Annotated in this window: 25 protein-coding genes; 5 read left to right on the top strand and 20 right to left on the bottom strand. The window is 45.5% G+C overall.

Annotated features, from left to right (window positions below; translation table 11 throughout):
* Nucleotides 1–12: 12 nt before the first annotated feature.
* From C3V43_RS08500 to C3V43_RS08465, 8 genes are all read right to left on the bottom strand, one after another.
* Nucleotides 13–2,307 carry an outer membrane beta-barrel family protein gene (locus C3V43_RS08500; protein WP_164996232.1) on the bottom strand — a complete coding sequence of 765 codons (2,295 nt, stop codon included), beginning with the start codon at nt 2,305–2,307 and terminating at the stop codon, nt 13–15.
* Nucleotides 2,308–2,665: 358 nt separating this feature from the next.
* Nucleotides 2,666–3,895, bottom strand: coding sequence for a radical SAM/SPASM domain-containing protein (locus tag C3V43_RS08490; RefSeq protein WP_106069437.1), 1,230 nt, complete (start codon nt 3,893–3,895; stop codon nt 2,666–2,668).
* A gap of 81 nt (nt 3,896–3,976) precedes the next feature.
* Nucleotides 3,977–4,150 carry a hypothetical protein gene (locus C3V43_RS14795; protein ID WP_164996231.1) on the bottom strand — a complete coding sequence of 58 codons (174 nt, stop codon included), beginning with the start codon at nt 4,148–4,150 and terminating at the stop codon, nt 3,977–3,979.
* 69 nt (nt 4,151–4,219) lie between these two features.
* The gene (locus C3V43_RS08485) at nt 4,220–4,720 is read right to left on the bottom strand and encodes an HlyD family secretion protein (RefSeq protein ID WP_106069436.1); all 501 of its coding nucleotides are present in this window, start codon (nt 4,718–4,720) and stop codon (nt 4,220–4,222) included.
* 4 nt (nt 4,721–4,724) lie between these two features.
* Entirely contained in the window at nt 4,725–6,932 is a 2,208-nt protein-coding gene (locus tag C3V43_RS08480; protein ID WP_106069435.1) for a peptidase domain-containing ABC transporter, read from the bottom strand.
* Nucleotides 6,933–7,043: 111 nt separating this feature from the next.
* Nucleotides 7,044–8,843 (bottom strand): tetratricopeptide repeat protein, encoded by a 1,800-nt coding sequence (locus C3V43_RS08475; RefSeq protein ID WP_106069434.1) that lies wholly within the window; start codon nt 8,841–8,843, stop codon nt 7,044–7,046.
* 158 nt (nt 8,844–9,001) lie between these two features.
* A complete protein-coding gene (locus C3V43_RS08470) occupies nt 9,002–10,186 on the bottom strand; it encodes a DUF5009 domain-containing protein (RefSeq protein ID WP_106069433.1) in 1,185 nt (394 codons plus the stop codon).
* Between the two features lie 44 nt (nt 10,187–10,230).
* Complete coding sequence (locus C3V43_RS08465; protein ID WP_106069432.1) at nt 10,231–10,590, bottom strand: winged helix-turn-helix transcriptional regulator; 360 nt, start codon at nt 10,588–10,590, stop codon at nt 10,231–10,233.
* Nucleotides 10,591–10,825: 235 nt separating this feature from the next.
* Here C3V43_RS08465 and C3V43_RS08460 point away from each other — a divergent pair, with 235 nt between their 5' ends.
* On the top strand, nt 10,826–11,476 hold the full coding sequence (locus C3V43_RS08460) for an NAD(P)-dependent oxidoreductase (RefSeq protein ID WP_106069431.1): 651 nt from the start codon (nt 10,826–10,828) through the stop codon (nt 11,474–11,476).
* Nucleotides 11,477–11,552: 76 nt separating this feature from the next.
* Here C3V43_RS08460 and C3V43_RS08455 read toward each other — a convergent pair whose 3' ends face one another.
* Together C3V43_RS08455 and C3V43_RS08450 are read right to left on the bottom strand one after the other, a co-directional pair.
* Nucleotides 11,553–11,768: a hypothetical protein gene (locus C3V43_RS08455; RefSeq protein ID WP_129588742.1), complete on the bottom strand. Its 216-nt coding sequence runs from the start codon at nt 11,766–11,768 to the stop codon at nt 11,553–11,555.
* Nucleotides 11,769–12,099: 331 nt separating this feature from the next.
* On the bottom strand, nt 12,100–12,540 hold the full coding sequence (locus C3V43_RS08450) for a PepSY-like domain-containing protein (protein ID WP_106070522.1): 441 nt from the start codon (nt 12,538–12,540) through the stop codon (nt 12,100–12,102).
* A 146-nt stretch (nt 12,541–12,686) separates the two neighbouring features.
* On the opposite strand from C3V43_RS08450, the gene C3V43_RS08445 reads away from it, so the two are divergent.
* Entirely contained in the window at nt 12,687–13,856 is a 1,170-nt protein-coding gene (locus C3V43_RS08445; RefSeq protein ID WP_106068085.1) for an IS4 family transposase, read from the top strand.
* A 113-nt stretch (nt 13,857–13,969) separates the two neighbouring features.
* Here C3V43_RS08445 and C3V43_RS08440 read toward each other — a convergent pair whose 3' ends face one another.
* The 4 genes from C3V43_RS08440 to C3V43_RS08425 form a co-directional block, all read right to left on the bottom strand.
* Nucleotides 13,970–15,241 carry a sensor histidine kinase gene (locus C3V43_RS08440; protein WP_106069429.1) on the bottom strand — a complete coding sequence of 424 codons (1,272 nt, stop codon included), beginning with the start codon at nt 15,239–15,241 and terminating at the stop codon, nt 13,970–13,972.
* Nucleotides 15,238–15,915 carry a response regulator transcription factor gene (locus C3V43_RS08435; RefSeq protein ID WP_106069428.1) on the bottom strand — a complete coding sequence of 226 codons (678 nt, stop codon included), beginning with the start codon at nt 15,913–15,915 and terminating at the stop codon, nt 15,238–15,240. The genes C3V43_RS08440 and C3V43_RS08435 overlap by 4 nt, the downstream gene beginning before the upstream one ends.
* A gap of 121 nt (nt 15,916–16,036) precedes the next feature.
* Nucleotides 16,037–16,849, bottom strand: a complete 813-nt coding sequence (locus C3V43_RS08430) for an SDR family oxidoreductase (protein ID WP_106069427.1) — start codon at nt 16,847–16,849, stop codon at nt 16,037–16,039.
* A 262-nt stretch (nt 16,850–17,111) separates the two neighbouring features.
* The gene (locus C3V43_RS08425; RefSeq protein WP_106070521.1) at nt 17,112–17,747 is read right to left on the bottom strand and encodes a WbqC family protein; all 636 of its coding nucleotides are present in this window, start codon (nt 17,745–17,747) and stop codon (nt 17,112–17,114) included.
* Between the two features lie 472 nt (nt 17,748–18,219).
* Here C3V43_RS08425 and C3V43_RS08420 point away from each other — a divergent pair, with 472 nt between their 5' ends.
* Nucleotides 18,220–18,825, top strand: a complete 606-nt coding sequence (locus C3V43_RS08420; RefSeq protein ID WP_106069426.1) for an SIS domain-containing protein — start codon at nt 18,220–18,222, stop codon at nt 18,823–18,825.
* Nucleotides 18,813–19,733 (top strand): carbohydrate kinase family protein, encoded by a 921-nt coding sequence (locus tag C3V43_RS08415; RefSeq protein ID WP_106069425.1) that lies wholly within the window; start codon nt 18,813–18,815, stop codon nt 19,731–19,733. Before C3V43_RS08420 ends, C3V43_RS08415 begins: the two co-directional genes overlap by 13 nt.
* 241 nt (nt 19,734–19,974) lie before the next feature.
* Here the strand turns inward: C3V43_RS08415 and C3V43_RS08410 are convergent, their stop codons facing one another.
* From C3V43_RS08410 to C3V43_RS08395, 4 genes are all read right to left on the bottom strand, one after another.
* Nucleotides 19,975–20,841 (bottom strand): BamJ family beta-barrel-assembly machinery protein, encoded by an 867-nt coding sequence (locus C3V43_RS08410; protein ID WP_106069424.1) that lies wholly within the window; start codon nt 20,839–20,841, stop codon nt 19,975–19,977.
* Between the two features lie 24 nt (nt 20,842–20,865).
* Entirely contained in the window at nt 20,866–21,456 is a 591-nt protein-coding gene (locus C3V43_RS08405; protein WP_106069423.1) for a BamJ family beta-barrel-assembly machinery protein, read from the bottom strand.
* Between the two features lie 258 nt (nt 21,457–21,714).
* Nucleotides 21,715–22,164, bottom strand: coding sequence for a Riean_0653 family protein (locus C3V43_RS08400; RefSeq protein WP_106070520.1), 450 nt, complete (start codon nt 22,162–22,164; stop codon nt 21,715–21,717).
* 17 nt (nt 22,165–22,181) lie between these two features.
* The gene (locus C3V43_RS08395; protein ID WP_106069422.1) at nt 22,182–22,850 is read right to left on the bottom strand and encodes an outer membrane beta-barrel protein; all 669 of its coding nucleotides are present in this window, start codon (nt 22,848–22,850) and stop codon (nt 22,182–22,184) included.
* Between the two features lie 519 nt (nt 22,851–23,369).
* Between C3V43_RS08395 and C3V43_RS08390 the strand changes: the two genes are divergently transcribed.
* A complete protein-coding gene (locus C3V43_RS08390; RefSeq protein ID WP_106069421.1) occupies nt 23,370–24,068 on the top strand; it encodes an SIR2 family NAD-dependent protein deacylase in 699 nt (232 codons plus the stop codon).
* 15 nt (nt 24,069–24,083) lie between these two features.
* Here the strand turns inward: C3V43_RS08390 and C3V43_RS08385 are convergent, their stop codons facing one another.
* Nucleotides 24,084–24,833, bottom strand: coding sequence for a glycosyltransferase family 2 protein (locus C3V43_RS08385; RefSeq protein ID WP_106069420.1), 750 nt, complete (start codon nt 24,831–24,833; stop codon nt 24,084–24,086).
* Nucleotides 24,823–26,091 (bottom strand): glycosyltransferase family 4 protein, encoded by a 1,269-nt coding sequence (locus C3V43_RS08380; RefSeq protein ID WP_106069419.1) that lies wholly within the window; start codon nt 26,089–26,091, stop codon nt 24,823–24,825. Before C3V43_RS08380 ends, C3V43_RS08385 begins: the two co-directional genes overlap by 11 nt.
* Nucleotides 26,092–26,356: the final 265 nt, after the last annotated feature.

The raw sequence follows: 26,356 nt of genomic DNA, 5'->3' as shown, positions 1-26,356 counted from the left end.
ACTTTTCTGTTTCTAATTAGCCCTTTGTAATACTTTCTGATTTCCGCTTTTACTCTTGAAGTTTGTCTTTACGGTGTTGAAGGTATAGCGCACTGTCAAACTTACACCACGAGTGTCATATCTGTTACGCCTCCAGTATTCGGTATCGGCATAGTTATTGGTCCATGAGGGGGTTACGCTTCTGGCAAATAAGTCTTCACCTTCAAGGGATATGTATAATTTATTCTTGCAGAAACGCCCTGAAACTCCGACATTGGTATTCAAAGAATACCCGTATTTATGTGTGCCGTTTCTATTCGGAGAGTTATAGTACGTATTGGCAAACGCTTCGAAATGTTTAAAGAAGCGATAACTGACATATCCTCCGATGTTTGTATAAACGTCGCGGAAAAAAGTCTGTTTCTCCAAATAGGGGTAGGTTATGTAACTGCATGTCAGGTATCCATAAGCCGAGATATTGAATTGCCCTGATGAAGTGGAGTATTCCAAGCCGAAATCCCATTCCTGTGCGTGACTGATGTTTTGAGGCTTGTTTACCAACACATTGCTTTTCTCTATATCGTGTGCGTATACCGAAATGGTGGGATTTGTGATGTAATTGTAAGAAGCCTGAAGAGTAAGATCTTTCAGGTTGGCAGTGAGTGCAAGGGTGTTCCTAAACGCCGGCTTTAGCAGCGGATTCCCTGTCCAATAGTGCAAAGAGTCTTCATAATTGACAATGGGTGTCAGATCTTTGAATGACGGTCTGCCGATGCTTCTGCGATAACTGAAACTGTAACTGATATCTTCTTTAGGCTTGTAAGTGATACGGGCATTAGGGAAGAGATTAGAATAGGTTTTTCTTACATCTGTAATTTCCCCGTTTTCTAAAGCCTTTGTATCGGTATAGTCATATTCATAGCGCAAGCCCAAAGACAGACTGAATTTACCCCATGTACGCGTAAATGTTGTATAAGCAGCGAGCCATTGATTCTTTCGGTTCATGTTTTGGGGCATTTCGTTGATGGCTGCTTTCGAATTGTTTTTTGTATAACCGGCTTCTGCTCCTATGCTCTCTCTATCTTTCTTTCCTAATCTGAACGAATAGTCACCGTTGAAAGTATAGATTTTATAGTCGGTAGTTGCATCTGTATAGGTCGAGTACAGTTTGCCCGTATTTAAATTCAGTTCTCGTATGTCGTTATTCTCGTTGTTTTTTCTGAAAGCATAATCAGCAATCAGTGTCAATATGGAATGTTCGTTACGAGTCCATGTATAGTTGGCAGAGGCGCTATGTAATCTTCGCTTGGTATATTGATCTAAGTCTTTTTTCTTTGATGTTATTTTGCCATTGTTGTCAAGAGTTATGTCATGGAAATTATATCCACTCACGTTACTGTAGGTTCCTGAATATTGGACACCTAAAGTCGCTTTGGGAGAAAGGGCAAAATTCAATCCACCAAACAAGGTATAGTTATTTAACGTTCTGCCATAGCCGCCTATTGAACTATTCTTGAAAATATCATTTTCGGCATGCTGAATTGTTGTAAGATATTCATCATACGAAAGGCTTTTGGAATGCTGGCAGTTCAATGAAAAATTGCCGGATACGATTCCGCTTTTTCCCGAAAGTGTGATGCGAGGATTTTCTGCATATCGCCTTCTTAGGGTGAATACATTACTTACTGTCGCTCCTAAATAATCTTTCAATTGTTTTTTCAAGTAAATCTTCACCACGGCATTTGTTCCGTTCTTATAGCGTGCATCGGGCTCTTTGATAATCTCTATTTTATTGACGTCGGTCGATGATAGAGCCTCTAATTCCGATTGGTTTGTTACCCTGCGGTCGTTGACGTAGATCAAAGGGGTTCCTGCACCGGCAACAGATATGTTGCTATGGTTGGTGACAATGATCCCCGGTGTCCATCTTAACATATCGACGAGATTTCCGGCATCTCCGATGTGTGTTCCTTGAATATTTCGGATGGTATAGTTTGACCCATCGTGCTTTATCTCGCTTTTTGGGGCTTTTATCACGACTTCCTGCAGCTGTATGGACGTCTTATACAAAAAGATTCTGCCCAAATCGTTAGATGCAGGTAACAATGTCTTTTGCAGCCGATATGTCTCATAACCATCAGAACTTACGGATAGCACTACTTCTCCAATGGAATCAAGAGGCATCTCGAAGCGGGATTCATAGAAAGAGCCCGTCGTCACTTTAGTGGAATTGACATATTCTATCTTTACTTGATAGATGATGTCTTCGTTGTCGGCGGCAACGATATTTCCTGTAACCTTATTCTGAGCAGTAGCTTGTAAGGTCATACTTAAAAGAGCTATTAAAAAAAAGATTCGCATATTTTCATGTTTTTTGGGTTCTACTTTTTCCGGTGAAGAACAATTTTCCCTAAATTGATATCCGTAGCATATAACATCTCTACTTTTGCACTATAAGACTTGTGCCCCTTTGAGGAAATAATTATTTTTACATTTCCTTTTAATGCAGGTAGTGTAAAGTTCGGTTGTGAGAAAGTGGCTTTCATGCGGACGGTCCTTGTACGTAGCTTCACTATATAATTGATGATACTATCATTACCCTCTGAAATGACTCTTCCGGTGACTATGCCTGAGGCAAAAAGTGAACAAGACATAAAAAGGCAAAAAGGGATTAATAGTTTTTTCTTCATGATTTTCTCTCCTCTTCTTTTAATACATTTTCAAGGATAGTAGCAAATTCTTTTTTTATGGAAGGACATATAGACTCTCTCTTTCCAAAAGCTTTTAGTTCCCTTTCGTTAGGACAGCCTCCTCCGCATATAGGAAGAATGGAACATTTTTGGCATTCAGGGTCTTCAAAGGGTTCGTATTTTAAAGCATATTTTGCGAGTTTTGAGACAGAGATTGAAAAAGAGTTAATATTTCCAATGCTTTTTGCTTTATTCCCAATAAACTCTAAGCATTTATATATGCTTCCATCTGGCCCAATAACGATATGGCTCTGAACTCTTAATGGACATGGTAGACATAATTGGGGAATAGAAAGTTGATTATGTTCAACTTTGGTATAGAAGTTTAAGTATTCTTCTTCTGTGATGCACTTTTCGCACCCTTCAAAGTTTGTTATATTTCTAATATAATTACTACTAATTTTTAAAGTTCCATTGTTAAGATACTCTTGAAATTTTTCATGTAGAAATTCCATGAGTTCTTTACATGAGACGAGATTTTCTTTATCAACATTTATTTTTAGGAAAAGTGTGATAGATGTATTTTTAAGAATTTTTTCTATGTTTGAGAGGATTAAAGTATATGTTCCTTGTTGATTTTTCCTGAAGAAACGTTTTTTATCATGATTCTCCTGTTCCCCATCAAGAGTTATTTGTATTTGTTGAATATTTAGTTGGTTCAATAGTTTTATTTTATCATCTGTAAAAAGTGTTCCATTGGTTATAATGGATGTTGTAAAAGAAACATTATTTGATATCAATAGATCATTTAGCTTTACAATCTTATCATAACATAATAAAGGTTCTCCCCCAAGCCATGTTAGTTCTATTGTTCTCTCTTTTTTCGATATAATGTATTTTGCTATTGCATTAAGCGTTATGTCGTCCATATATTCTTTATGCTTATTACCTTCTTCGAAGCAATAAGGACAACAAAGGTTACAATCTGTTGTTGGGGCTATTGTTATATCTAAACTTTTTTTTGAAAATATTTGATTGTAATAAATGTATTTATAGGAAAGGACTTCATTTTCATTGTCCTCAACTAAAAAACCTTTTTGTATAAGAATGTCTTTCGCATCGTCAATTTTCTTTTTGCTTAGTTTTAGTAATGCTCCACTCAGTGAATTATATAAAATCAGATATTCCCCTTTATCTATGGTAGTATTGAATATAGAATAACGCATAATATATATGATTAGATTATGTTATAGAATCACTAAGAGAGTAAAGAAACTCTCTTAGTGAATAAAAAAGTTTAGGGATACTTAGATAGTAAATCCTTCGCTACATTCCATTTTAAATTTTTTAGGACAGTTAATAGTATATCCTCCAAAAATTTCCCCCAACTCATCTTCATTCAGAAGATTCGCATTGTCACTCATGCCTGTTCTAAGCAATTGGATTTCATCGGTCTGAAGACTTTCTTTTAAATCTTTCATGATTTTCAGATTAAAAAATTAATAAATAAATTAATGTTCTCGTTAGTTTATGTTGACGTCTCGATAAACTCATTTTCCTGTCATCTGCTTCAATGGATTGATAAACTTTGAAATCAATGGATGCATGGCTACAATCACTTCAATGCTGGCAGTCATTTCGGCGATAGGCTTGATGGGCTTGCCGTAATTGGTAGTCGTTCCGCAAACGTCGATGTCTATCGGATATGCGTCGCCTTGCAGATGGGTGCCGATTCCGCAGACAGTTCCGGTTAAATGTCCGAACTCTGTTTCCGGATAGCAGTCCGGTTTTATAATCACTTTTTGTCCTATTTCTATCTTTCCAAACCCTTTGCTTGGTATCAGTGCCGTTACTTTAAACTTGTTATCGGCATAATACATAGTGGCGGTTGCCGGTACCTTGTCTTGATAGGTGATGAAGAAACTTATGACAAGCAGGGCGGCGAATGTCATGAAAATGACGGTATTGCCCCGACGGATAATCCAAGGAGGAATTTTACCTACTATTTCATTGGTTTCGGCACTGTGGTATGTGTTTCTTATTATCGGCATGGTCTTAACCTCCTAATTCAAGCTGATTTTTTATTAATTCAAAGTATGCGCCTTTCCGTGCTATCAGTTCCTCGTGTTTGCCTTGCTCTACAATGTTGCCTTTATCCAACACGACAATATTGTCGGCATTGCGCACCGTGCTCAGCCGATGGGCTACAATAACTACCGTCTTATTGCGGAAGAATGCGTGGAGCTGCTCCATGATGAATCGTTCGTTGTTGGCATCGAGTGAGTTGGTGGCTTCGTCGAAGAAGATGTAACCGGCGTCTTTATAGATGGCGCGGGCTATCAGGATGCGCTGTTTCTGTCCGGTGCTCAAGCCGTGCCCCTCTGCACCGATCTTGGTGTTATATCCCATAGGTAAAGATTCGATGAAAGTATCTATGTTGGCACGTCGGGCTGCACTTTTTATCTGTTTCATGTCAGGATTTTCATCTGATATGCTGATGTTGTTGGCAATGGTGTCGAAGAAGATGAAGCCGTCTTGCATCACTACGCCACAATTTCTTCGCCATTCGCGTATGCTGTGGTTGGCTAATGGCTTTCCGCCTAATGAAATATTGCCTTCGCACGGCTCATAGAATCCGAGGAGCATTTTCAGAAGCGTGGTCTTGCCGCTTCCGCTGGCTCCTACGACGGCCGTCACTTGTTTGGCGGGAATTTGCAGCGTGAGATTATTGATGACTTTTGGTGATCGCGGACCGTCATATTGGTAAGAGACATTGCACAAGTCGATGTCTGCATGGCATGGTATCTCTTGTATTTTAGAGTCAAGCATGTTTTCTTCGTTCTCTTTTTCATGGATTTCACTCATGCGTTCCATACTGATTCGTGCATCCTGCAAGGACTGCATGAAGGTGATGAATTGCTGTAGCGGAGCGTTGAGTTGCCCGATGATGTATTGTAGCGCAACCATTGCTCCCAAGGTCATGTGCCCGTTTATCACGGCTTCGGCGGCAAGAAAAGAAATGACGATGTTTTTTGTCTGGTCGATAAGCGTTCCGCCTATATCTTGCGTTTGCCCGAGGCTGAGACTACGGCTACTGATCCGAAACAGCTTGGCCTGAATGTGTTCCCACTCCCAGCGTTTGCGGCGTTCGCAGTTGTTGAGCTTGATGTCTTGCATCCCGTTGACCAATTGGATGAGGTTGCTTTGATTGTTCGATGCTTCCTGAAACTGCATGTAGTCAAGTTTACGCCGGCGTTTCATGAAAACCAGAATCCAGCATATATAGGCCATGCTGCCAACGACGAACACTGTCAGGATGACAGCATCGAAGGCCGACATGATGATGGCATAAATGAAAAAAGTAACTGCCGCCATCGTGGTGCTGATTAATGAACCGGTAAGAAATGATTGGATGCGGCTGTAGTCGCGGATGCGTTGCAAGATGTCTCCCACGTTCTTGCTGTCGAAGAAAGCGATGGGAAGTTGCATCAGCTTGTTCAAGAAATCGGCAATCAGGGATATGCTTATGCGGGTGGTGATGTGCAGCATCAGCCAACTGCGTATCATATTGTTTGCCATCTGCCCGATTACGAGAAACAACTGGGCGATGAGAATCATTACGATGAAACCGATATTGCCCGTCCCGATGCCCGTGTCTACGACAGATTGCGTGAGAAACGGGAAAATCATGCTGATGATACTTGCCGTGAGCATGGCAAATATCACTTGAATGACAAAACTCTTGTAAGGACGCAGGTAACTGATTAGGTTCTTGAATCGTATCCGTTTTTCCGTATCCCCCTCTTCTTGATAGAATTCCGGTTTGGGGGCAAGCAGCAAGGCTATACCTCGTTTTTTGTTCTCGGAACCTTGTTCGGTTATCTGCAACCATGATTGGAGAAACTGACCGGCTGGATATTCCAATAATCCTTTTGCCGGATCGGAAACAAAGACTTTTTGTTTGCCTTGTTTCTTTTTAATGCGATACACAACGATGAAGTGAGACTGGTTCCAATGCACGATGCACGGCAGCATGGCATCGTTTTGCAGTTGCTCCCAAGTGAGTTTTGTGCCGATGGTTCGGTAGCCGATGGTTTCGGCGGCATCGCTGATTCCTCGCAGCGAAACGCCATTGCGTGTGATGTGGCACAGTTCGCGCATGGTTTGCTGTGAGAAGTAGCGTCCGTAGTACTTCGAAATGATTTGCAGGCAGGCAGCGCCGCAATCCATTCCGTCGAGCTGTATGTAACTGGGGAACTTCATGCAGGCAAAAATAGGAGCGTACCCTTTTTCGGCAAAAGAAAGAAGTACGATATGAGTACGATTCGGGGGGGAGGAGGAGCGGTTACTGTACGATAGCTGTACGATGGAGACTTAGAAATTCTGAATGAAGCGATCCCACAGGTCGGGCGTACCGTCTTGACTATGTGTCTTTTTGTATAGCTTTCTGCGCGAAGACGTGATGGCCTGTTTGGAGTGGGCGGTGATGTCGGCAATGCTTGTGGGCGGGATTGCCATTTTCAGTAAGATGCAGATGCGCATCTCGTGTTCGCTGATGGCGGGGTAGAGGTCTTGCAATCGTGCGGTAAATCCGTTGTAGGTTTTATTGATGGCTTCCGTCAACTCTTCCCAATCTTTGGAGCTGATTTTTTTCTTTCCGGAGATTGTTTCCGAACCGGGCATTCCCGCCACATGATAGAAGTCCTTGTATATCTGTGATTCTTTGAATGTCTGTTCCGAGATGGCCTGTATCTTTTGTTTGGTTTCCGCCCGTCTGTTGGTGAGTTCGAGCAATTCCTGTTCTGCTTTTTGCAGGGTTTTCTGCATTTCGTCTTTTTGAGACTCGGTGTCTTGCAGCTTTCGCTTTATTTCTATGATGCGCTCTTCATTGGCCGAGATGAAGAGTTTGCTGCTTTGGTACTGCTCTGTGGCTATGCTTTTCAGTTTCTCCCTCTGCCGTTCGGCCTGCATTGTTTTTTGCTTCTTCCGCAGCAGGTAGATGATGAGGGCGGACAGGATGAAGAGCGACATAAAACCGATGCTCGCCGAGAGAATGATGATTCGGGCTTCTTGCTGTTTGGTGATGTCCTCCAAACGCCGGTTCTCCTTTTCGCGGAATTGGTAGTTGTATCGGGCGTTCAATTGCCGGAGGTCGTTAACCCTCCTTGCTTCTTGCAGGCTGTCGTCATACATCAGGCAGTGCCTCATGTATTCCAATGCTTTTGCCGGGTTTCCCTGCTTGGCTGTTATTGTGCTCAGCAGGCTGTAGGCCTTTTGGCGGTTGATGTAGTATGCGTCTATGTTGGCATAGGTGTTGCCGGTCGAGAGTACTTTTTCGGCATAGTATCGTGCGGAATCCGGTCTGCCCGTTTCATTAAAGACATTGGCACGGGCGAGATAGTAAACGGACGGAAGCATTAGCGGATTATGCGAGGCTTGTAGGGCGTCGCAGGCTTTTTGATATGCTCGTTCCTGAAAATAGCATTGTCCCAATTCGATATAGACGATGGAACGTAAATTATCATTGTGCATCTGCCGAGCCATGTCGATTGTCTTTTGATAGTAGAACGATAGGCTGTCGATATTTACGTTCTGAAACCCTCTGGCTATATCACGCAGTGCGTTGGCCATGAGGAGGCTGTCGCCGCTTAGCACGGCGTGCCGGCAGGCGTTTTTGAAAGGGGCTATGGATTCGGCGGGCCTTCTTAGGTTGTGGTGGTAGGTCATTGCAAGCTGCCGATGGATTTTATACAGCAGGCGGTGGTCGGCATCTTTTTCGGAAGCTTTCAAGGCTTTTTGCAAGTAGTCCTGCGCTTGAGGCGTATCTCCCAACTCGCGGTAGGTTTTGCCTGCATAGTAGTATACTTCGGGCAGCTGTTTCTTGTCTTTTCGCTTTTCATAGTATTCCAGCAGTGGTTTGACAAGACTGTCCGAGAGGAAGTATTCTTTTCGATCTTCATTTGCTCTGATGGATAATAGCCGATGGTACATGCGAGTGGCTTCGGGCTCTTTCGAGATGCTTTCTTGCAGGACGTCCAACAACGTGGAGGCACTGTCGGGGTATGTGTCGGCTAAAGATTCGGCCGTTTGCATAAGTCGGGGATACGGCTTGCTTTCGCACGAGTGGATTATAATCGGCAATATGGCTGCGAATAACAGTTTTGCGAGCTTCATACAATGATAAGTTAGTCGGCTTGCAAATATAGATAAAAAAGATTGTTTATATCAATCATATCGATGAAAGTTTGTGCTTTTGCCGTATCCTCCCCGGTGTCATTAAGGATTGTGTTACTTTCCTTCGACAGAATGTAGGAGAAAGGGTAAGTGGGTTCTTACACTTTCAGTTTTATTCTGCTTTTCACTAACAGCCCGGTCAGCCATATGATGATGAACGAGAAGAGCAACGATTTGAGCAATCCCGGCACACCGCTTCCCAATACATCGGGATAGCGCAGATGCAATAATTGCCAGAGGGCGTACCATACGTAGGGCAGGATGTAGCAGGTCAAGGTGGCCGTACCTGCGGGTTTAATGATGTCGAACCAATGGGTTTTGCCCTTCACGTCCGTCAGCCAATAGCAGAAGCCGAATAGCGGGAACAGCAGGGCGAGGCAGTAGAACAACCACGTGGGGGTGGCCTGTATCTTGGAGATAATCCAATAGGAATGCGACACGAGGGCAAGGATAAGCATGCCCGCACCGAGGGCGCAAAGCATGCCGATGAATCTGCCCGGACGTTGTGTGTCGGCGTGGCGTTGCATCAGCAGGGAAGTCAGCAAGCCCGACATTCCGAAGGCATGCAGCGTCCAGTCGCCGGGAACGAAGGGGAGCAGGATAATACGGCTGCCGTACTCTTCGGGTATCAGGCCCGAATGGCCGGCTACGGCAAGCAATGTCACCGCGAACCATGCGAGGGCATTCCTTTGGAGGTGCTCGCGGGTGAACAGATAGATGCCCGCACATACGGCATACGTCCACCCGATGAGTCCGAGAATGCCCCACCAACCTGTTTGGAACGGCTTTCCATGGATATCCTTATAGAGCACGAGGAAAGCGAGCAGAAGCACGCCTGCCACTTTCATGGCGGTGAAAAGGATTTTTTTTGTTTTTTCCGCTTTGGGATAAACTCCCCAGACGAGAAAGAAGCCGATGACCATCAGGATGGAGAACCATTGGTGCGAGATGCCTCCTTCGATGCCTCCGCTGTTGAGCGAAAAGAGTCCCATGGTCACTAAAGCCACTGTCCGCCAAAAGATGTGGGCGATGACTTGCAGTGTGGTGTCGCCTTTCCTGTACCGGTTCTGTATGGCGAAAGACACGGACATGCCCATGCAGAAGAGGAAAGCCGGGAAGATGGTGTCCGAGAATCCCAGCATGTCTTCGTCCGCCTCCGCGTGCATCAGCCAGTGAGGCACGTTTTGCAGTCCGGGAATATCGTTCACGAAAAGCATGAGGAGCATGGTGAGTGCACGAAATACGTCAACGGCAGCTATCCGTCGGAGGGTTACGTTTTTCATAAGTGGGCAATTATGCAGGATTATAATACTGTATTTCTTAACTGTCAGTCTAAGACTATACTCTTTGTTACGACATCACTGAAATGTTGTTTTGCCCAGTCGATGAGCCCCATCATTACAGGCATCAGCGAACGCCCCGTATCGGTGAGGGAATATTCAACCTTAGGAGGGACGACGGGATAGACTTCCCTATGGATGAGGTTGCTCTGTTCAAGGCTTTTCAGCGTTGCCGAGAGCATCTTCTGAGAACAGTCGGTCATGTGGTGCCGCAGTTCGTTGAACCGCAGGACACCCCTTTCGCTTTTATAGAGCGAATAAAGGACGAGCAAAGACCACTTGTCGCCGAATTTGCTTATGACTTGCCTGATGGGGCAAGCCAGATACTCTGCTTTTACATCTGCCATCTTGCGTGATTTTTTGACGAAAGTAACTAAAAGAGACTGTAACTCCAAAAATGCAACGACAAAAGCGAGGTGAGAGTGTTAAGCTGAGTTAAAGCCCATCTTATGTATCCTGCATGTTTTCGCAATTCTTACTTTGAGGTAACTATGAAACCAAAGAGTGTCTTCTTGTTACGATGCTTTTTCCAATGTAACTTTGCAACATCAAAAAGAAATCTTAAAAGAAAGGAAATAAGTTATGGCAAATGTAGTTTTAATCGGTGCGACGGGTTTTGTAGGTTCGGCTGTTCTGAATGAGTTGGTGGAACGCGGTCACAAGGTGACGGCTGTGGTTCGTGATATAGATAAGCTTCCCAAGCACGTTTTGGTCGTTGCTGTCAAGGAAGATGTGGGCAATGTAGATGCCATTGCCGAGATTGCAAGGGGAAAGGATGCTGTTATCTCGGCCTACAATCCCGGTTGGATGAACCCTGATATCAAGGCGCTTATCGAGACCAATTATCCGAAGATTCTTCAAGCTGTCAAGAAGAGCGGAGTAGGCCGTCTGCTTATAGTGGGAGGCGCCGGAACTCTCTTCGTAAAACCCGGTTTGCGTGTGGTCGATTCGGGTGCTATCCCCGCAGAGATTATGGACGGTGTCCGTCCGCTCGGTAATTTCTATCTTGACACGCTGATGAACGAAAACGATATCGATTGGGTCTTTTTCTCTCCTGCGGGAACTTTCGACGAGAAAGGCGGGAAGACCGGCAAGTTTCGTTTGGGCAAGGATGATTTGATTGTTGATGAAAACGGCAACAGTCACATCTCCGTTCAAGACTATGCGGTGGCTATGGTAGACGAACTTGAGAAACCCGCTCATCACAAAACACGCTTCACTATCGGATACTGATGTGAACGGGAGTGAAGAGAGCCTTTTACGCCGGCCGCTATCCTCCCCCCCCTTGTTTGATAGTTACAAGCCTCTGTCACGACAAAGGCTTGCAGCTGTCAAACAGGGAGGGGGAGGGCAGGTCGGAGTAAAAGTTCTCTTCTGCCCGGCCGCTGTAAACCGGTGCATTCAAGAAATATCCGTCCGATAGGATGCAGCCCTGATCTTTAGCAAAAGGAACCGCTTGTCCCGAACTCAGGTATTTATTCCTCTTTGCAAGCATAAAAAGTAAACGAAAAGGTGAATTTCTCATCTTTTTGTTTACTTTTGTAGAAGTTGATGTTTAATAACTATTCATGAAAAAGTATTTAGCAGAAATGGTCGGGACAATGGTTCTTTTATGCTTTTGTTTTTTTACACAGATAATGCTGTGGCATCCTGCGTCTGAAAAAACCTTTCGATAGCATATATTCTTTTTCTCGGAAGCCTTAGGTGTACATAATCATTTCACCGCCATCGGCCAATGCGTGTCTTCTTTTCCTGTGACATCTTTTGTCCGTATCAAGTATCCTACTTCCGAATAAAATAGTTGATACTCTGCCTTTCCTTTTTTCAATCTCGATGATAAACCGGAGTGCTTCGAATCAGTCGTCTATGCTGACGAACTTCCCTTTCTTATTGAACTTTAAAGAATAGTCATTACTCAATTCGATTTTCATTCCACTACGTTCACGTTCAATCTTGGTAATGATTTCTCTCGGAAAGTTCGTCTTCACGTATTCTTGTACCGAAGTGGGAATCAATGCGGCAGGTATGGCCGCTTTCTTGCAATCTACTTCCAGCCAATTACCTTGCTTGTCAAAATCGATTTCCGTGAAATCCGCCAGTTGTACTTCGTACTTTTTGTTTTGCAGGATTTCGCTTTCAATCTTGATATAATGAATTTGAGGTTTCGTGAAATGTCGGTTGATAAAGTTGCGTGCAACCAGTGGGAGTTGTTTGGCATCCTGAGTAATGACATCTCCGGCAAAAGAAAACTGAACGGCAAAAATTGCCAGTGCTAAAATAGATAATACTTTCATGATTGTTTTTTTAGTGTTACTCACTAGTGGGCACTTTAAATTAAACATCGTTCTTTGAAATCTTTGATAATCGCATAGTTATGTATCTTTTTGTAGCGTGACGATTTGAATTGAAAAGTTGTTTTAGCTTTGTCCAAAAGCTCAAAACAATGAATCAAGGCAAATATATCTTCGCTCAACTTACAGATTTTCTTCCCCGTCGTGTCTTTGACCGTTTGGTAGAGAAGTATTCCGGGAATAAGAAAATCAGAACATTCACCTGTTGGAATCAGATGCTGTGCATGATCTTCGGACAACTGACCGCCCGAGACAGTATGCGTGACCTTATGCTCAGCCTTGAGGCACACAAGAACAAGTATTATCACTTGGGATTCGGTCCAACAGTTAGCCGTACCAATCTGGGGAAAGCAAACCGGAATAGAGATTATCGTATCTACGAAGAATTTGCTTATACCCTGATTGCGGAAGCCCGTAATAGCTACAACAAAAATGACTTCGAGGTGAAAGTTGACGGTAATGTTTATGCCTTTGATTCCTCCACCATAGACCTTTGTCTGAATGTTTTTTGGTGGGCGGAATTTAAGAAACACAAAGGAGGCATCAAACTTCATACCTTGTATGATGTAAAGACTTCCATACCGACAATCGTACTGGTAACCAATGCTAAAGTACATGACGTAAACATGCTGGATGAGTTGAGTTATGAAAAGGGAAGTTTCTATATCATGGATAAAGGATATGTTGACTTCACCCGTTTGCATAAGCTTCACACCAGTGGTGCTTACTTCGTTACACGTGCAAAAGATAATATGAGATTCCGTAGAATGTATTCCCGTGAAGTCGATAAAACAACCGGAATAAAATGTGATCAGATTGGAATGCTTGAAACGTATAAATCGCTCAAAGCATATCCGGACAAACTCCGGCGGGTTAAATACTACGATGAAGAACTGGACAGAGAATTTGTGTTCATCACCAACAACATGGAACTATCAGCAGAGGAAATTGCTTTGCTATACAAGAACCGTTGGCAGGTGGAACTATTTTTCAAATGGATAAAGCAACACCTGAAAGTAAAATCTTTTTGGGGCACCACGATGAATGCAGTCAAGATACAAGTGTACTGTGCCATCATAACATACTGTCTGGTTGCCATTGTCGCTTACAGATTGAAAGTTAACCGTCCAATCTACGAAATTCTACAAATTTTGAGCTTTTCTCTACTGGATAAAACGTCTGTAAGAGAGATACTTACCGATTGCGATTACAAAAATGTCAAAGAACTAAATTATAAACAATTGAAAATCAGATGGGATTAAGTGCCCAGCAGTGAGTGTTACTAATAAAATTGATTCATATCATTCACACTGCAAATGACGGCAATGAATTAGGAAAGATTTGGGAATAATCTGCGTCAGGAACAATCTTTTGATTATTTAACAAGCCGAAAGCAATGCATACCGTCTTGCCATTCATAAGTGAGCTTTAAGGAAGAGTAAAGGGCGATGGAATGTGCTATGGCAAGTCCCAGGCCTGTGGAGTCTTTCTTTTCGTCTATGCCATGATAGAAGCGGCGGAATAATTTTTCCTTGTCTAGAGGGGACTCGCCCGTGTTTTTTATCGTCAATGAAGACGACGTGGTAAGAATATGCAGTTCTCCCTTTTCTTTGTTGTGAAGTAATGCGTTCTTCACCAGATTGGATACCAGAATCCGGGCTAAAGAGTGGTTGCAACGTATGATGAGTGGCTTATCACTCCGTTCCCTTGTCAAATGTATTTGCTTATATTCGTAAATATCCATCAGGTCTGGTAGTGAATCATCTAGTATCTCATCCAGCGAAACATCTTTCATTTCGGTATATTGTCCGTTCTCGATGCGAGAAAGCAGTAACAAGGATTTATTCAGTTTGACGGCACGGTTCACGGTAGAGCAAAGTTCATCCAGTGTTTTCATTTGTTGCTCTTTTATACCCTCGCTTTCGGCCAGCAATTCTACCTTGCCTCGGATAATGGCAAGTGGTGTTTGTAGTTCGTGCGAAGCGTTTTCTATGAATTGTTTTTGTTCTTCGTAGGCTTTGTAACTGCGCTTGCCCATATCGAAGGCTGCATTACTCAACTGCCGAAACTCCTGTATTTCCGTTGGGTTATCTAAGGGAGGAAGAGCTTTGCCGGGTTGAATTTGGATGAGCCAATCCAGTAATTTGTATAGTGGGGTAAATACTTTCTTTAAGACCAACCGTATACCGATGGAGGTACAAAGCAGAAGTAAAAGGAATAATGCTCCTAAATACCACAGTAGCGCTTCTACCATATCGTCGCGCTCTAAAGTAGAAATCATCAAAGTCAGCTCGTAAAACTGTCCGTCGGGCATGCTGAATGCTATACGCATCACACGGACAGGCTCTTCTTCATCTTCCGACTCGATGTAGACGGTAGAATCATAGAATACTTGTTGGTAGCGTAATCCCTCCTCTTCCGATATAGGCCTGAATTTGTAGAATGACATCACTGTCCCGGAGGTTTCGAGAATGAAAGGATCATGAAGTGCGTTTTTTATTAGTATACTCCCGTAATTCTTTAATGTATCGTCTGTTTCATCCATCACCTCGTCGATAATCGCATAATAAAACAGCACACCCCATACTGCCATCAACAAGAAAAATAGCAGCGAAAGTTTGCGGTAGGTGTGGTGTAGCAGTTTCATTCTTCCGAAAGTTTATATCCAAAGCCATATACGGCTTTTAATTCGACGGTGGCTTCAGCTTGTTTCAACTTCTTGCGTAGATTCTTTACTTGTGAGTAGATGAAATCCAATGAGTCGGTCTGGTCAATGTTGTCTCCCCATACAGATTCTGCAAGGCTCATTTTGCTGATAACCCGGTTGGGGTTGATTACAAAATAATAAAGCAAATCAAACTCTTTACGATTAAGTTGCAAGAGCTGCCCGTTTATATCGGCTTGTCGTTTATCGGGATTAAGCGATAAGTTTCCAATGTTGACAGTCATATCCCCCTTAGCCTGCCGACGGCGTATCAGGGATTTGACCCGGGCATTCAGCTCTGCCAGATGAAAAGGTTTTGTGAGATAATCGTCTGCGCCCAACTCCAGCCCCTCTACCTTGTCATCCAAGGAGTCTTTGGCAGAAATAATTAGTATACTGTCATTGCGGCGAAGCTGCTTTAGTTCGCGCAACAAGTCCAGGCCGCTTCCACCGGGCAACATGATGTCGAGCAGAACGCAGTCATAATCGTAGTCGTTTATTTTGTTCAAAGCAGAGGAATAATCGGCTGCGGTTTCCACTACGAATTTTTCTTTTAAGAGCGAAGAGCGGATTGTTTCTCGCAGATCTTGCTCATCTTCTATAATCAAGATTTTCATGCAGACAAAAGTCGTTTAAGAATCTGGAAACAATCGGGAATAACCATCAGTCTGTTGCGACGGCTTCTGTTTCATAGTTACCACAAGCTATTTTCGGTTTATGGGTTCTGTACGACAATAATCACATGGCGAAGGCATTGAATCCTCCGTCTACCACGGCAACCGTTCCGGTGACGAAGCTCGAAGCATCACTGATAAGGTATTGGATGGTTCCGCACAGCTCTTCGGCACGACCCATGCGTCCGAAAGGAGTTTGCCGGATGACATCCTGTCCGCGTTGCGTGTAACTTCCGTCGGGATTGGTCAGCAGGGCACGGTTCTGTTCGGTCAGGAAGAAGCCTGGTGCAATGGCGTTTATGCGGATTCCCTCGCCGAATTTCTTTGCCACTTCGGTGGCCATGAAAGCGGTGAAGTTGGAAATGCCCGCTTTGGCTGCGGCATATCCGGCTACTCGTGTCATGGGGCGGAAAGCCGCCATGGACGAGAAGTTGACGATGGCGCCCGACTTCTGTTCCACCATCGGCTTCAGGAATACTTGCGTAGGCAATACAGTGCCCGTCAGGTTCAGGTCGAGCACTTTTTGAAACTCTTCCACCTTCAAGTCGAAGAAAGTTCCGTCGGGAGCTATGGTGGCGCCCGGCATGTTGCCGCCGGCAGCGTTCAGCAAGGCGTCTATGCGTCCGTATGCTTTCAGGATATCGGCCAGATTCTGTTCCAGCAATTCACGGTTCATCACGTCGGTAGTCAGGAACATAGCCTCTCCGCCGGCAGCTTTTATCTCATCTACGATGGCATTCCCCGTTTCGGCCTTACGCCCTAAGATTACGACTTTGGCTCCTTCTTCGGCCAAGTGCAGTGCGATGGCATGTCCCAATACTCCCGTTCCTCCGGTGATGACCACCACTTTGTCTTTGATGTTGAATAAGTTCTTCATGATTTTGCTATTAAAAGTAATTTTTGTCTGTTTGCAAAATTAAGTATTAATCACATTGATACACTAAAAAGCCGGTTAAAATACTTGCTCTATCTCGTCTTTGATGCGTAGTTTGTCCTTGTGTACCACACTTGACTTTTCTTGCGAGCTTCTTTTCAGCATCGTTTCTTTGCCCAATACATTTCTTTCTCAGAAGCTTTTCTGTCAGAGGAACACTGGTTCTCTACAGCCTTTTCAAAATTTTGGTCGAAAAGATAAGCCTTTATTTACAACTTTGCTGCAGCACGAGCAGGCTTTCAGGCCCCATGTTGAAGAGTAGGTCGATGATGCTGAGGTTGGGCAAGAAGCCGAGCCGGTCTTGAAAGACCTGATAGTAGGGATGTGGGGAGAACTCCGTGTTTTCTTGTGCGAAGTCTTTCTTAGGGTGGATGCCTTCGCGGAAATCTGCTTCATCAAGGGTAAGTTCTGTCCGATACTCGGCGGTGCGTTGCATGTCGGGCTGCATGTCTATCAATGAACATACAAGGTGGCACAGCTCTTCGTTGAAATCGGCAAGAAATTCATATTTCTTTTCGTAGAAAGGGCGGAAGTCGTCTTTGTAATACTCGAAAAAAGGAGTATGGTTGTAGGCGGATGATATGGCGTTCCAATGCAGATGTCTCCAGTTACCATGATCGGAAATGCGTATGTCGCGCATGATGCATTTAGGACTGTCCGGTTTCACGATGGGGATAGAAAGGGATAGTTCGCCATCCGGTGCCGCAATGGTGCATCGGTTGCGATAGGTCTGCTTCATGTAATGGTCATGCTGTTCTATGAGCACCTTGTCGTATGTTAGCAGTTTGGTGTAATATTCCACTGGGGCCAGATAGGCGGATGAAAGAAGTACCGTTCGCATCTGTTTAATTGCTGTTTCAACAGGGTTTCGGGGTTGCAGATGATACAAATGGCGCAGATTCTTCATTGAAGCGCGACATCTTATCTGTAACGTTGACGCAAAGTTAGGAAAAAAGGAATGTTTCATCGGCACGGCTTCGGCAAAAAAATGTAGTATGTTCTTATTTATACCTCCTCTGGCAACATTATACTTTTGGAAAAGGAAAGTGAGGGGGGATGAAAAGCCTGTTGGTCGTTTTATCTTTCCTCCCGGGTTGTTGTCCTTGAAGTGTGAGCTGATGCCTCCTGAAGTGTGGGCTGACTCCTCCTGAAGTGTGGGAATATCTCCCCTGAAGTGTGGGCATGCGTTTACTAAAGTGTGGCAATAGGCCTGATAAGGTGTGGCAATAAAAACAAAGGAAACTTATTGTCGTTTATGGAAAATTGCAGATATTTGTAGACTATAACCTAACTATTAAACAATTTCAGGTATAATGATTGAATCCATTCAAGAGCTTTTGCAAAAAGAAGCGCAAGCCGTATTGAACATCCCCGTGACAGACGCATACGAACGTGCCGTGGAGCTTATTGTGGAACAAGTGCACCACAAAAAAGGAAAACTGGTGACTTCGGGTATGGGCAAGGCCGGGCAGATAGCCATGAACATAGCCACTACCTTCTGCTCTACCGGCATCCCTTCCGTATTCCTGCATCCCAGCGAAGCACAGCATGGCGACCTCGGAATCTTGCAGGAAAATGATTTGTTGCTGCTTATATCCAACTCGGGCAAGACTCGCGAGATTGTGGAACTGACGCAGCTGGCGCATAATCTGAATCCGGAATTAAAGTTCATAGTAATCACCGGTAATCCCCATAGCCCGCTGGCAGACGAATCTGATGTATGCCTCAGCACGGGAAGCCCCAAAGAGGTATGTGTGCTGGGCATGACTCCCACCACTTCGACTACTGTAATGACCGTTATCGGTGATATTCTGGTGGTGCAGACCATGAAAAAGACAGGATTTACCATTGAAGATTATTCCAAACGCCATCACGGTGGTTACCTTGGAGAAAAGTCAAGATCGTTATGCGTAAAGTAATAGGTATCGGAGAAACCATATTGGACATCATCTTCCGTAACGGACAGCCCACAGCAGCCGTACCCGGTGGTTCGGTATTCAATGGCATTGTTTCGCTGGGGCGTGTAGGGGTTCCCATTTGTTTCATCAGCGAAACCGGAAACGACCATGTGGGTAACATGATTCTTGGGTTTATGCGCGATAACAATATTCCTACGGAGCATGTCAATGTGTTTCCCGACGGAAAATCGCCCGTATCACTTGCTTTCCTGAACGACCGTAGCGATGCGGAATACATCTTCTACAAAGATTATCCTAAACAGCGTCTTGACATTGTCTACCCTGAAATAGAGGAGGACGACATTGTCGTTATCGGTTCGTACTATGCCCTGAATCCGGTGTTGCGCGATAAAGTGGTGGAACTTCTTGACAGGGCACGCAAGAAAAAGGCGATTGTGTACTACGACCCCAATTTCCGTTCTTCGCATAAGGAGGAGGCTATTAAGCTGACTCCCACCATCATTGAGAATCTGGAGTATGCCGATATCGTGCGAGGCTCGCAAGAGGACTTCTTTTATATGTATAACTTGCGTGAAGCCGACAGGATATATAAGGATAAAATCAAATTCTATTGTTCCAATTTTCTTTGTACGGCAGGAGCGGAGCAGATTTCATTGCGCACCGGAAGTATCTCCAAGGAGTATGCCATTCCACCGCTGGAAGCTGTCAGCACCATCGGTGCTGGAGATAACTTTAATGCCGGTATCATCTACGGACTACTGAAGTACGACGTGCGCCACGAAGATTTGAACACCATGAGCGAAGCTACATGGGACAAAGTCATCGGATGCGGCATTGAGTTCTCGGCAGAAGTTTGCAAGAGTTTCTGCAACTCCGTTTCGAAAGAGTTTGCCGAAGCACATAAATAACGTGAGTTCCAACTTTGCGTCGGGTGTTATGAATACGTATAAGTCGTAAGCTATCGAAGTTTGTTGTTAAAATGAGGCGTGTTTCATAGCAAAACTGCGGGCTGATTTTTCGGGATGTCTTATAAAAGAGGCTGTGTCATGATGCCAAAACATAAGAAACTACCCCTGCTACAGCTATCTGTGGCAGGGGTAGTCTTTTCAAAAAGGGCGTTTTGACACCCTCTTTTTACTCAGAATCTTTTTATTTTTCGATTCCCAGCAGTTCCACTTCAAATATCAGAGCAGAGAACGGTTTGATTTGACCACCGGTTTCTCTTGAGCCGTATGCAAGGTTGTAAGGGATATAAAGTTCCCATTTTGAGCCTACCGGCATCATTGTGAGCGCTTCCGTCCATCCTTTGATTACTTGGTTGGCGAGGAAAGTAGCCGGTTCGTTGCGTTTGTAAGAGCTGTCGAACTCTGTGCCGTCAATCAGCGTACCTTTGTAGTTTACTTTCACCTTGCTGGTATCGGCAGGGATGGCGCCGTTACCTTTGTTGATGATTTTGTATTGCAGGCCGCTCGGAGTGGTTACCACACCTTCTTTGCCTTTGTTCTCGGCGAGGAACTTCTCACCGGCAGCTTTGTTCTCGGCATACTTCTCGGCAGTAGCTTTTTCTTTGATGGCTTCCATCTGAGTGTTCATGTACTCTTGTGCCTTTGCCATATCCATGGCGCCGCCCTTGCCTACGACACCTGCGACGAAACCTGCCAGCAGGTTCTCGCGGCTGATGGTTTTCGTGGAGTCACCGCCGAAAATTTGTTGGTTGAAACCTTCCACCCATTGTTTGCTCACCATCTGTCCTACCTGCAGACCGGCCATGTAGGCTGCGTCTTTCTTGGCGATTTTGGTAGCTCCTTCGTTGAAACCTTTCAGGAAGTCTGCCATCTGAGTAGAGTCAATGCCTTGTTGTGCCAGATATTGATCCAGGCCTTCCGTACGTGCCATACCGATGGCATAAGATAATGAGTCAAGATCCGTTTTTAAATTAGCTTTCGGACTTTGTGCTGTGCAAGAAGCCAAACCTGCGGCTACTGCAAGAGCCATGAGAAATGATACTTTTTTCATTTTGCTTTTTAATTTGTTATTTACTTATGATAGAATTTTCAGGAGTTCCACTTCGAATATCAGTGTGCTGTGAGGAGGAATCATCTCGCCCGCTCCTTGTGCGCCATAGGCCAGGTCGCCGGGGATGTAGAGCTTCCATTTGGCGCCTTCGGGCATTAGTTGCAGAGCTTCTACCCAGCCGGGGATGACTTGGTTGACGCCGAATACGGCCGGTTGTCCGCGTTTGATGGAACTGTCGAAGAGGGTTCCGTCAATCAGCGTGCCCTCGTACTGACATTCCACTTTGTCGGTTGCTTTGGCATACCGTCCCACGGTTCCTTCGTTGATTACTTCGTATTGAAGCCCGCTGGGCAATGTGACAACGCCGGGACGTTTCTTGTTCTCTTCCAAGAACTGTTGTCCTTGCTCAATGTTGGCGGCATTCATCTTTTCCTCCATTTCTGCGAAATATTTGTTCACGATGTCGCGGGCTTCTGTATGGCTGATAGCCGTTTGGTTGCCTTCTAATACATCCTTGATTGCTTGTGCAAAGTCATCTACCGCGATGCCTTTGGCACCCATGCTTAAAAGATTCTGGCCTATTCCGAGGCCGATGGCGTAACTGAATTTATCCATAAAAATGATGTTGGAGGGCGGAATGAATGTTTGTTCAATCCTATAACATATTAACGAGGGGCAAAAATACATCTTTTATTTGAAAGACAAGGCTTTTTGCCCGTTTAATTTTTGTTTAGGCTGTTTTTAGAGCCTTGGTCGGGCAATTCAGTGGGGTGGGTGATAAAAATGTAATGATAGCTTACCTGTCGAGCGCTTTCATTGAAAAGGAGTCTAAAGACGAGTATCATGAGGATGTCAGAACTCTCTATTCTGTTTCTAATAGGCAATGTCTTCTTCCGTATTCTTCTCTGTGTATTTGATGTCGAAGCGTCCTTCCGTAATTTTGTTTCCGCTGAACGTGCCGCTGATGACGATTCCGTCCTTGCGTGTTATGAAGGCTTTGCCGTTTCCCAGATTCTCTCCCTCGAAGATGGCGTCTATGTAGGTGCATTCGGCATTTGCTGTCGGGTTGACGAGCTTGAATTCCAACGTCTTGAATCGGTCCACTTGGGTTCTTATCAGGTAGTAACTGGCTTTCTCATCGCTGATAATGGAGGCTTTGGGTAGCCCGAATCGTCCTCCGGTGTATATCCAGCCATCTATCAGGCAGCCCAATGTGTTCTTGCCGGTTTTGGTAGCTTCCGGCATCAGGGTGGGGTCCACAGAAGTATTCTCTTCGCAGGCGCAGCAAAGGAGTAGCATGAACAGGTATAATAGCTTTTTCATCATGATGGTATGTTTTTTTAGAAGTGATAATTCAAACCGAAAGTCAGGGATAACTGGCCGAAGAACCCTTCGCCGGTGTCGGGGTGTTCTACTTTCCAATGTTCGCCGTGGTAGTCGACGGAGTATCTTTCCGAGTGCGACAACACCCAGTTGCAACGGGCCGAAACGCCCCATTGCTTTGTCAGGAAGTACTCTGCGGCAAGGGCAAAGTTGCAGGCCAATTTGTCCATCGACACCTTGCGCGGCTTGTCATAGACCACGCTCTTGTCCGTATAGAACTGATAGCCTGCTCCGGCAGATAGTTGTATCTGATAGCCGGGTTGGAGGAAGAATACACCGACTTGCGGTGCCAGATAATTGAGGTGGATTTTATCCGAGCCATTCGCCTGTTTTTCCTGAAAGAGACTGCCTTGATAGAGGAATCCCGCTCTGATAACGGCTTTTTCTTCGGAGGATGTCTGACCCGTATACCAATAGTGGAGAGCCCAGCTGACTCCTTTTCGCAGGTTGTTGCAGTACTCGTCGGCACTGCCGGTGACTCCCATCAGCCGGCCTGTGTACCAAGCGGGACCTATGTGTGCGGAGAGTGAGGAGCTTCCCGAAGGTTTGCCTTGTGCGGACGAGGAGACGGAAAGGAACAGCAGTATCCCTGTCAGGCAGAGGGTAAGGCGATTTTGTCTTTTCATAAGTCGTTTTGTTTAATGATGGTTGCTTTAATAAATGCAGCTGTTGCGAAATACTGCGTATGATGGAGCAATATTCGGCGGACGATGTCGACATGCGGCATGGATTGCCGTGTTGCATCTGTTGTATCTATAGAAAAAGTTCCGTATACTCAGGGAATAAAAGTGTTTAGTGTATGCAGAAAACTTGTTCTCGGCCGGGATGAATCTCTGTACGCGGCCTGCGGATACAAATCCGCGCACTGCGGATATATGTTCGCGCCTTGCGGATATATATCTGCGCACTGCGGACAAAGATTCGGAAATAAGGATGAAGCACATTCCGTAAGCAGAAACATGTAAATACATCAGTCGCGGAGGCAAGTTTTAGCAGGCACATCGAGAACCGGTCGATTCTTGAGCAGGCTGACAGCTGCTCTTAAGGTTTTATCCTGCGCTCCGGTTAAATATCTTTGTGAAAGTGCCGGCGTATCACTAAAAAGCCTAAATTTGTAAAGGCTTAATAAAGAGAGGAGTAAAACTATGAGAAAAATGGTCGTTTTATCCGGTGCGGGAATGAGCGCCGAAAGTGGTATCAGCACGTTTCGTGATGCGGGCGGACTGTGGGATAAATATCCGGTGGAACAAGTGGCCACGCCCGAAGGATATGCACGTAATCCGGAGTTGGTGATAAGCTTCTACAACGAACGCCGTAAACAACTGCTGGAGGTAGAGCCAAATGCGGGGCACACACTGCTTGCAGAGTTGGAAAAGAGTTTTAATGTGACTGTTGTGACGCAGAATGTCGATAATCTGCACGAGCGTGCAGGCAGCACCCACGTCATTCATCTGCATGGTGAGTTGACAAAAGTCTGTTCCAGCCGTGACCCTTATGATCCTCGGTATGTGAAGACCCTGAAACCCGAAGAGTATGAGGTGAAGCCGGGTGACAAGGCAGGAGACGGTTCGCAGCTTCGTCCGTTCATCGTATGGTTCGGTGAGGCGGTGCCGGAGATAGAAACAGCTATCGGCTATGTGGAGAAAGCCGATGTGTTTGTTATCATCGGAACCTCCATGAATGTGTATCCGGCCGCAGGATTGCTGCATTACGTGCCCCGTGAAGCAGATGTTTACCTGATTGACCCCAAGCCGGTGGACACGCACTCCATGCGGCAGATACACGTCATCCGGAAAGGAGCGTCGGAAGGGGTGAGGGAACTGATTGCCTTGCTGAACGGATAAGGGCAGGGGGGCGGCTTACTTCTTCAATAGAGCACGCAGCACGAACCATGCGTGGCGGGCTGCCGTGCTTATCGGTCCATAGTGTCTCGCCATGATGCGGAAGCGTTCGGCGAGCGATGCTTTGCGGTTTTTCGTTGTCATTCCTTCCTCTAAATAGTCTATGAGGATGAGGCGGGTGTTGTGCAACGTCTTGGCTTTCTTCATTATTCTGATGCACCAGTCGAAGTCGGCCGAGTAGCGATATTGCAGGTCGTATGGCTCGGCCAAAGCAGTTCTGGCGAAGAAAGCCTGATGGCATACCAGCATGCCCTGTTTGAAGCTGCGCCATGTGAGCACCTCCGGAGCAGAGAGGCGGCGCATGCGGACAAAATGCCTTTCCTTGTCCACCAATGCCGTTTCGCCATACAGCACGTCGGGGAGTTCGGCCTTGGTAAGGCTATCTGCCATCTGCTGCAAAGTGCTGTCTTCGTGAAAGCAGTCTCCGGCATTGAGGAAGCACACATAGTCGCCCGTGGCCAGACGCAGGCCTTTGTTCATGGCGTCGTACAATCCCTTGTCCGGTTCGCTCACCACACGGGCGATGCGCCCTTTATACCGTTCTATGATGGCGAGCGTGCCGTCCTTCGAAGCGCCGTCCACGATGATATACTCCACGTGGCGGTAGGTTTGCGCAATGACGCTCTGAATGGTGTCTTCCAGTTCCGCTTCGGCATTGTAGCACACGGTGACGATGCTGAACGTCGGTGTAAGGTGGTTATTGTGCATGGTTTCCGGTGGCTTTATTGTAGAGGTCGATGTATTTCTTGGCGATGATATTCTCGGAATAACTGGACACCGCCTTGCGCGAGGCTTGTTCCGCGAGGCTTGCATGGTCGGGTTCATTCAGCGTCCAGTAAATGCCGTTGGCAAAGTCTTCCGACGATTTGTATTGCGCCACGTATCCGTTGTGCAGATGGTCTATCATCTCCGGAATGCCGCCTACGTTGAAGCCGACACAAGGAATGCCGCATGCCATGGCTTCCATGATGGTATTAGGCAGATTCTCTTCCAAAGAAGGGGTCACGAAGATGTCTACGGCATTGTAGATGTCCACCAGCCGGTGCTCGTTGCTGACAAAATCCAACGGATAGACCTTGAAAGGTAGGAGGTTCTCCAGCTGTTGCGATTGGCTGCCGAAGACAACAACTCCCAGTTCGTCTTTCAGTTCGGGATGCTTTTTCGCCAGCAGCCTGCACGATTCCACCATATAGTCTATGCCCTTCCGTTTGTCCGTTATCTTCACCGAACCGAAGAGCATGAGCTTCATGTCCTGCGGGAGCATGCACTTGGCGCGGGCTTCCTTCTTGTCGCGCGGTTTAAAGAGGTTCACGTTGATGGGGTTGGCGATGCACGTCACGCTCTGTCCGCTCAGCAAGGCGCTTTTCTTGGCCTGCTCTTCCAGCCAGTGGCTGCACGTCACGAAGTGGATGCGACGGTTCTTGTAGAGTTTCATCTTCTTCTTGTAGGTGCGGTATGACAGGTCTCGCTTGCTTCCGCCTCCATAGATGAAAGGACAGTGGTGGCATTCCTGATGATAGTTCGTGCACTCGCGGGCATGATGGCAGATGCCGGTGCAAGGCCACATGTCGTGCATGGTCCAGACCAAAGGTTTGCCCGAAGCCAGTATTTTATCGATATTCTTCAATGAGAGCATCCCTTGGTTGATCCAATGCAGATGAATGATGTCTGCCTGCTGAAATTCGGGCAGCGAGGTGATGTCCGTCCCCGTATTGGCTATATCTATGGCAAAAAGGTTGGCTTTTTTGAAGCGGTTGGCCTTCCAGATGACGATGCGTTCCCAAACAAACTTCCACACAGTGCGCCGGCTATGTCCCAATGACACGACGGAAATCCGGTCGGTCTGCTTGTCACGTACCAGCAGTTTTGCCTTGATGCCATGATTCTTGAGCGACTCCATCAGTCGGCAGGCAGCAATGGCAGCTCCGCCTATGCGTTCGGATGTATTGATAAGTAATACTCTCATGAAGTAGTTTTTTATCTTCTATATGCGTGCAAAAGTAGTGCTTTCTGTTGAGAAAGATCTGTTTTTACCCGTTAAAATAATCTGAGTTAGGGATAAGAAGCAGGTCGGTAACCTCACCCGTAGGCTTGTGTTTTAAAGTTGAATCCTATTGTTTATCAGATGTATATCTCTGTCTTGTCAGACGCTTGTGTCTGACGGCTCAAACACTTGTGTCTGTCACGTCAAACACAAGTGTCTGTCGGCTTGAACACTTGCCTCTGTCACG

This window comes from Prevotella heparinolytica (genome assembly GCF_002998535.1).
GTDB classification, from domain to species: Bacteria; Bacteroidota; Bacteroidia; order Bacteroidales; family Bacteroidaceae; genus Bacteroides; species Bacteroides heparinolyticus.
Note: the sequence above shows the minus strand (reverse complement) of the source record. Positions and strands in the feature narration are given on the sequence as shown.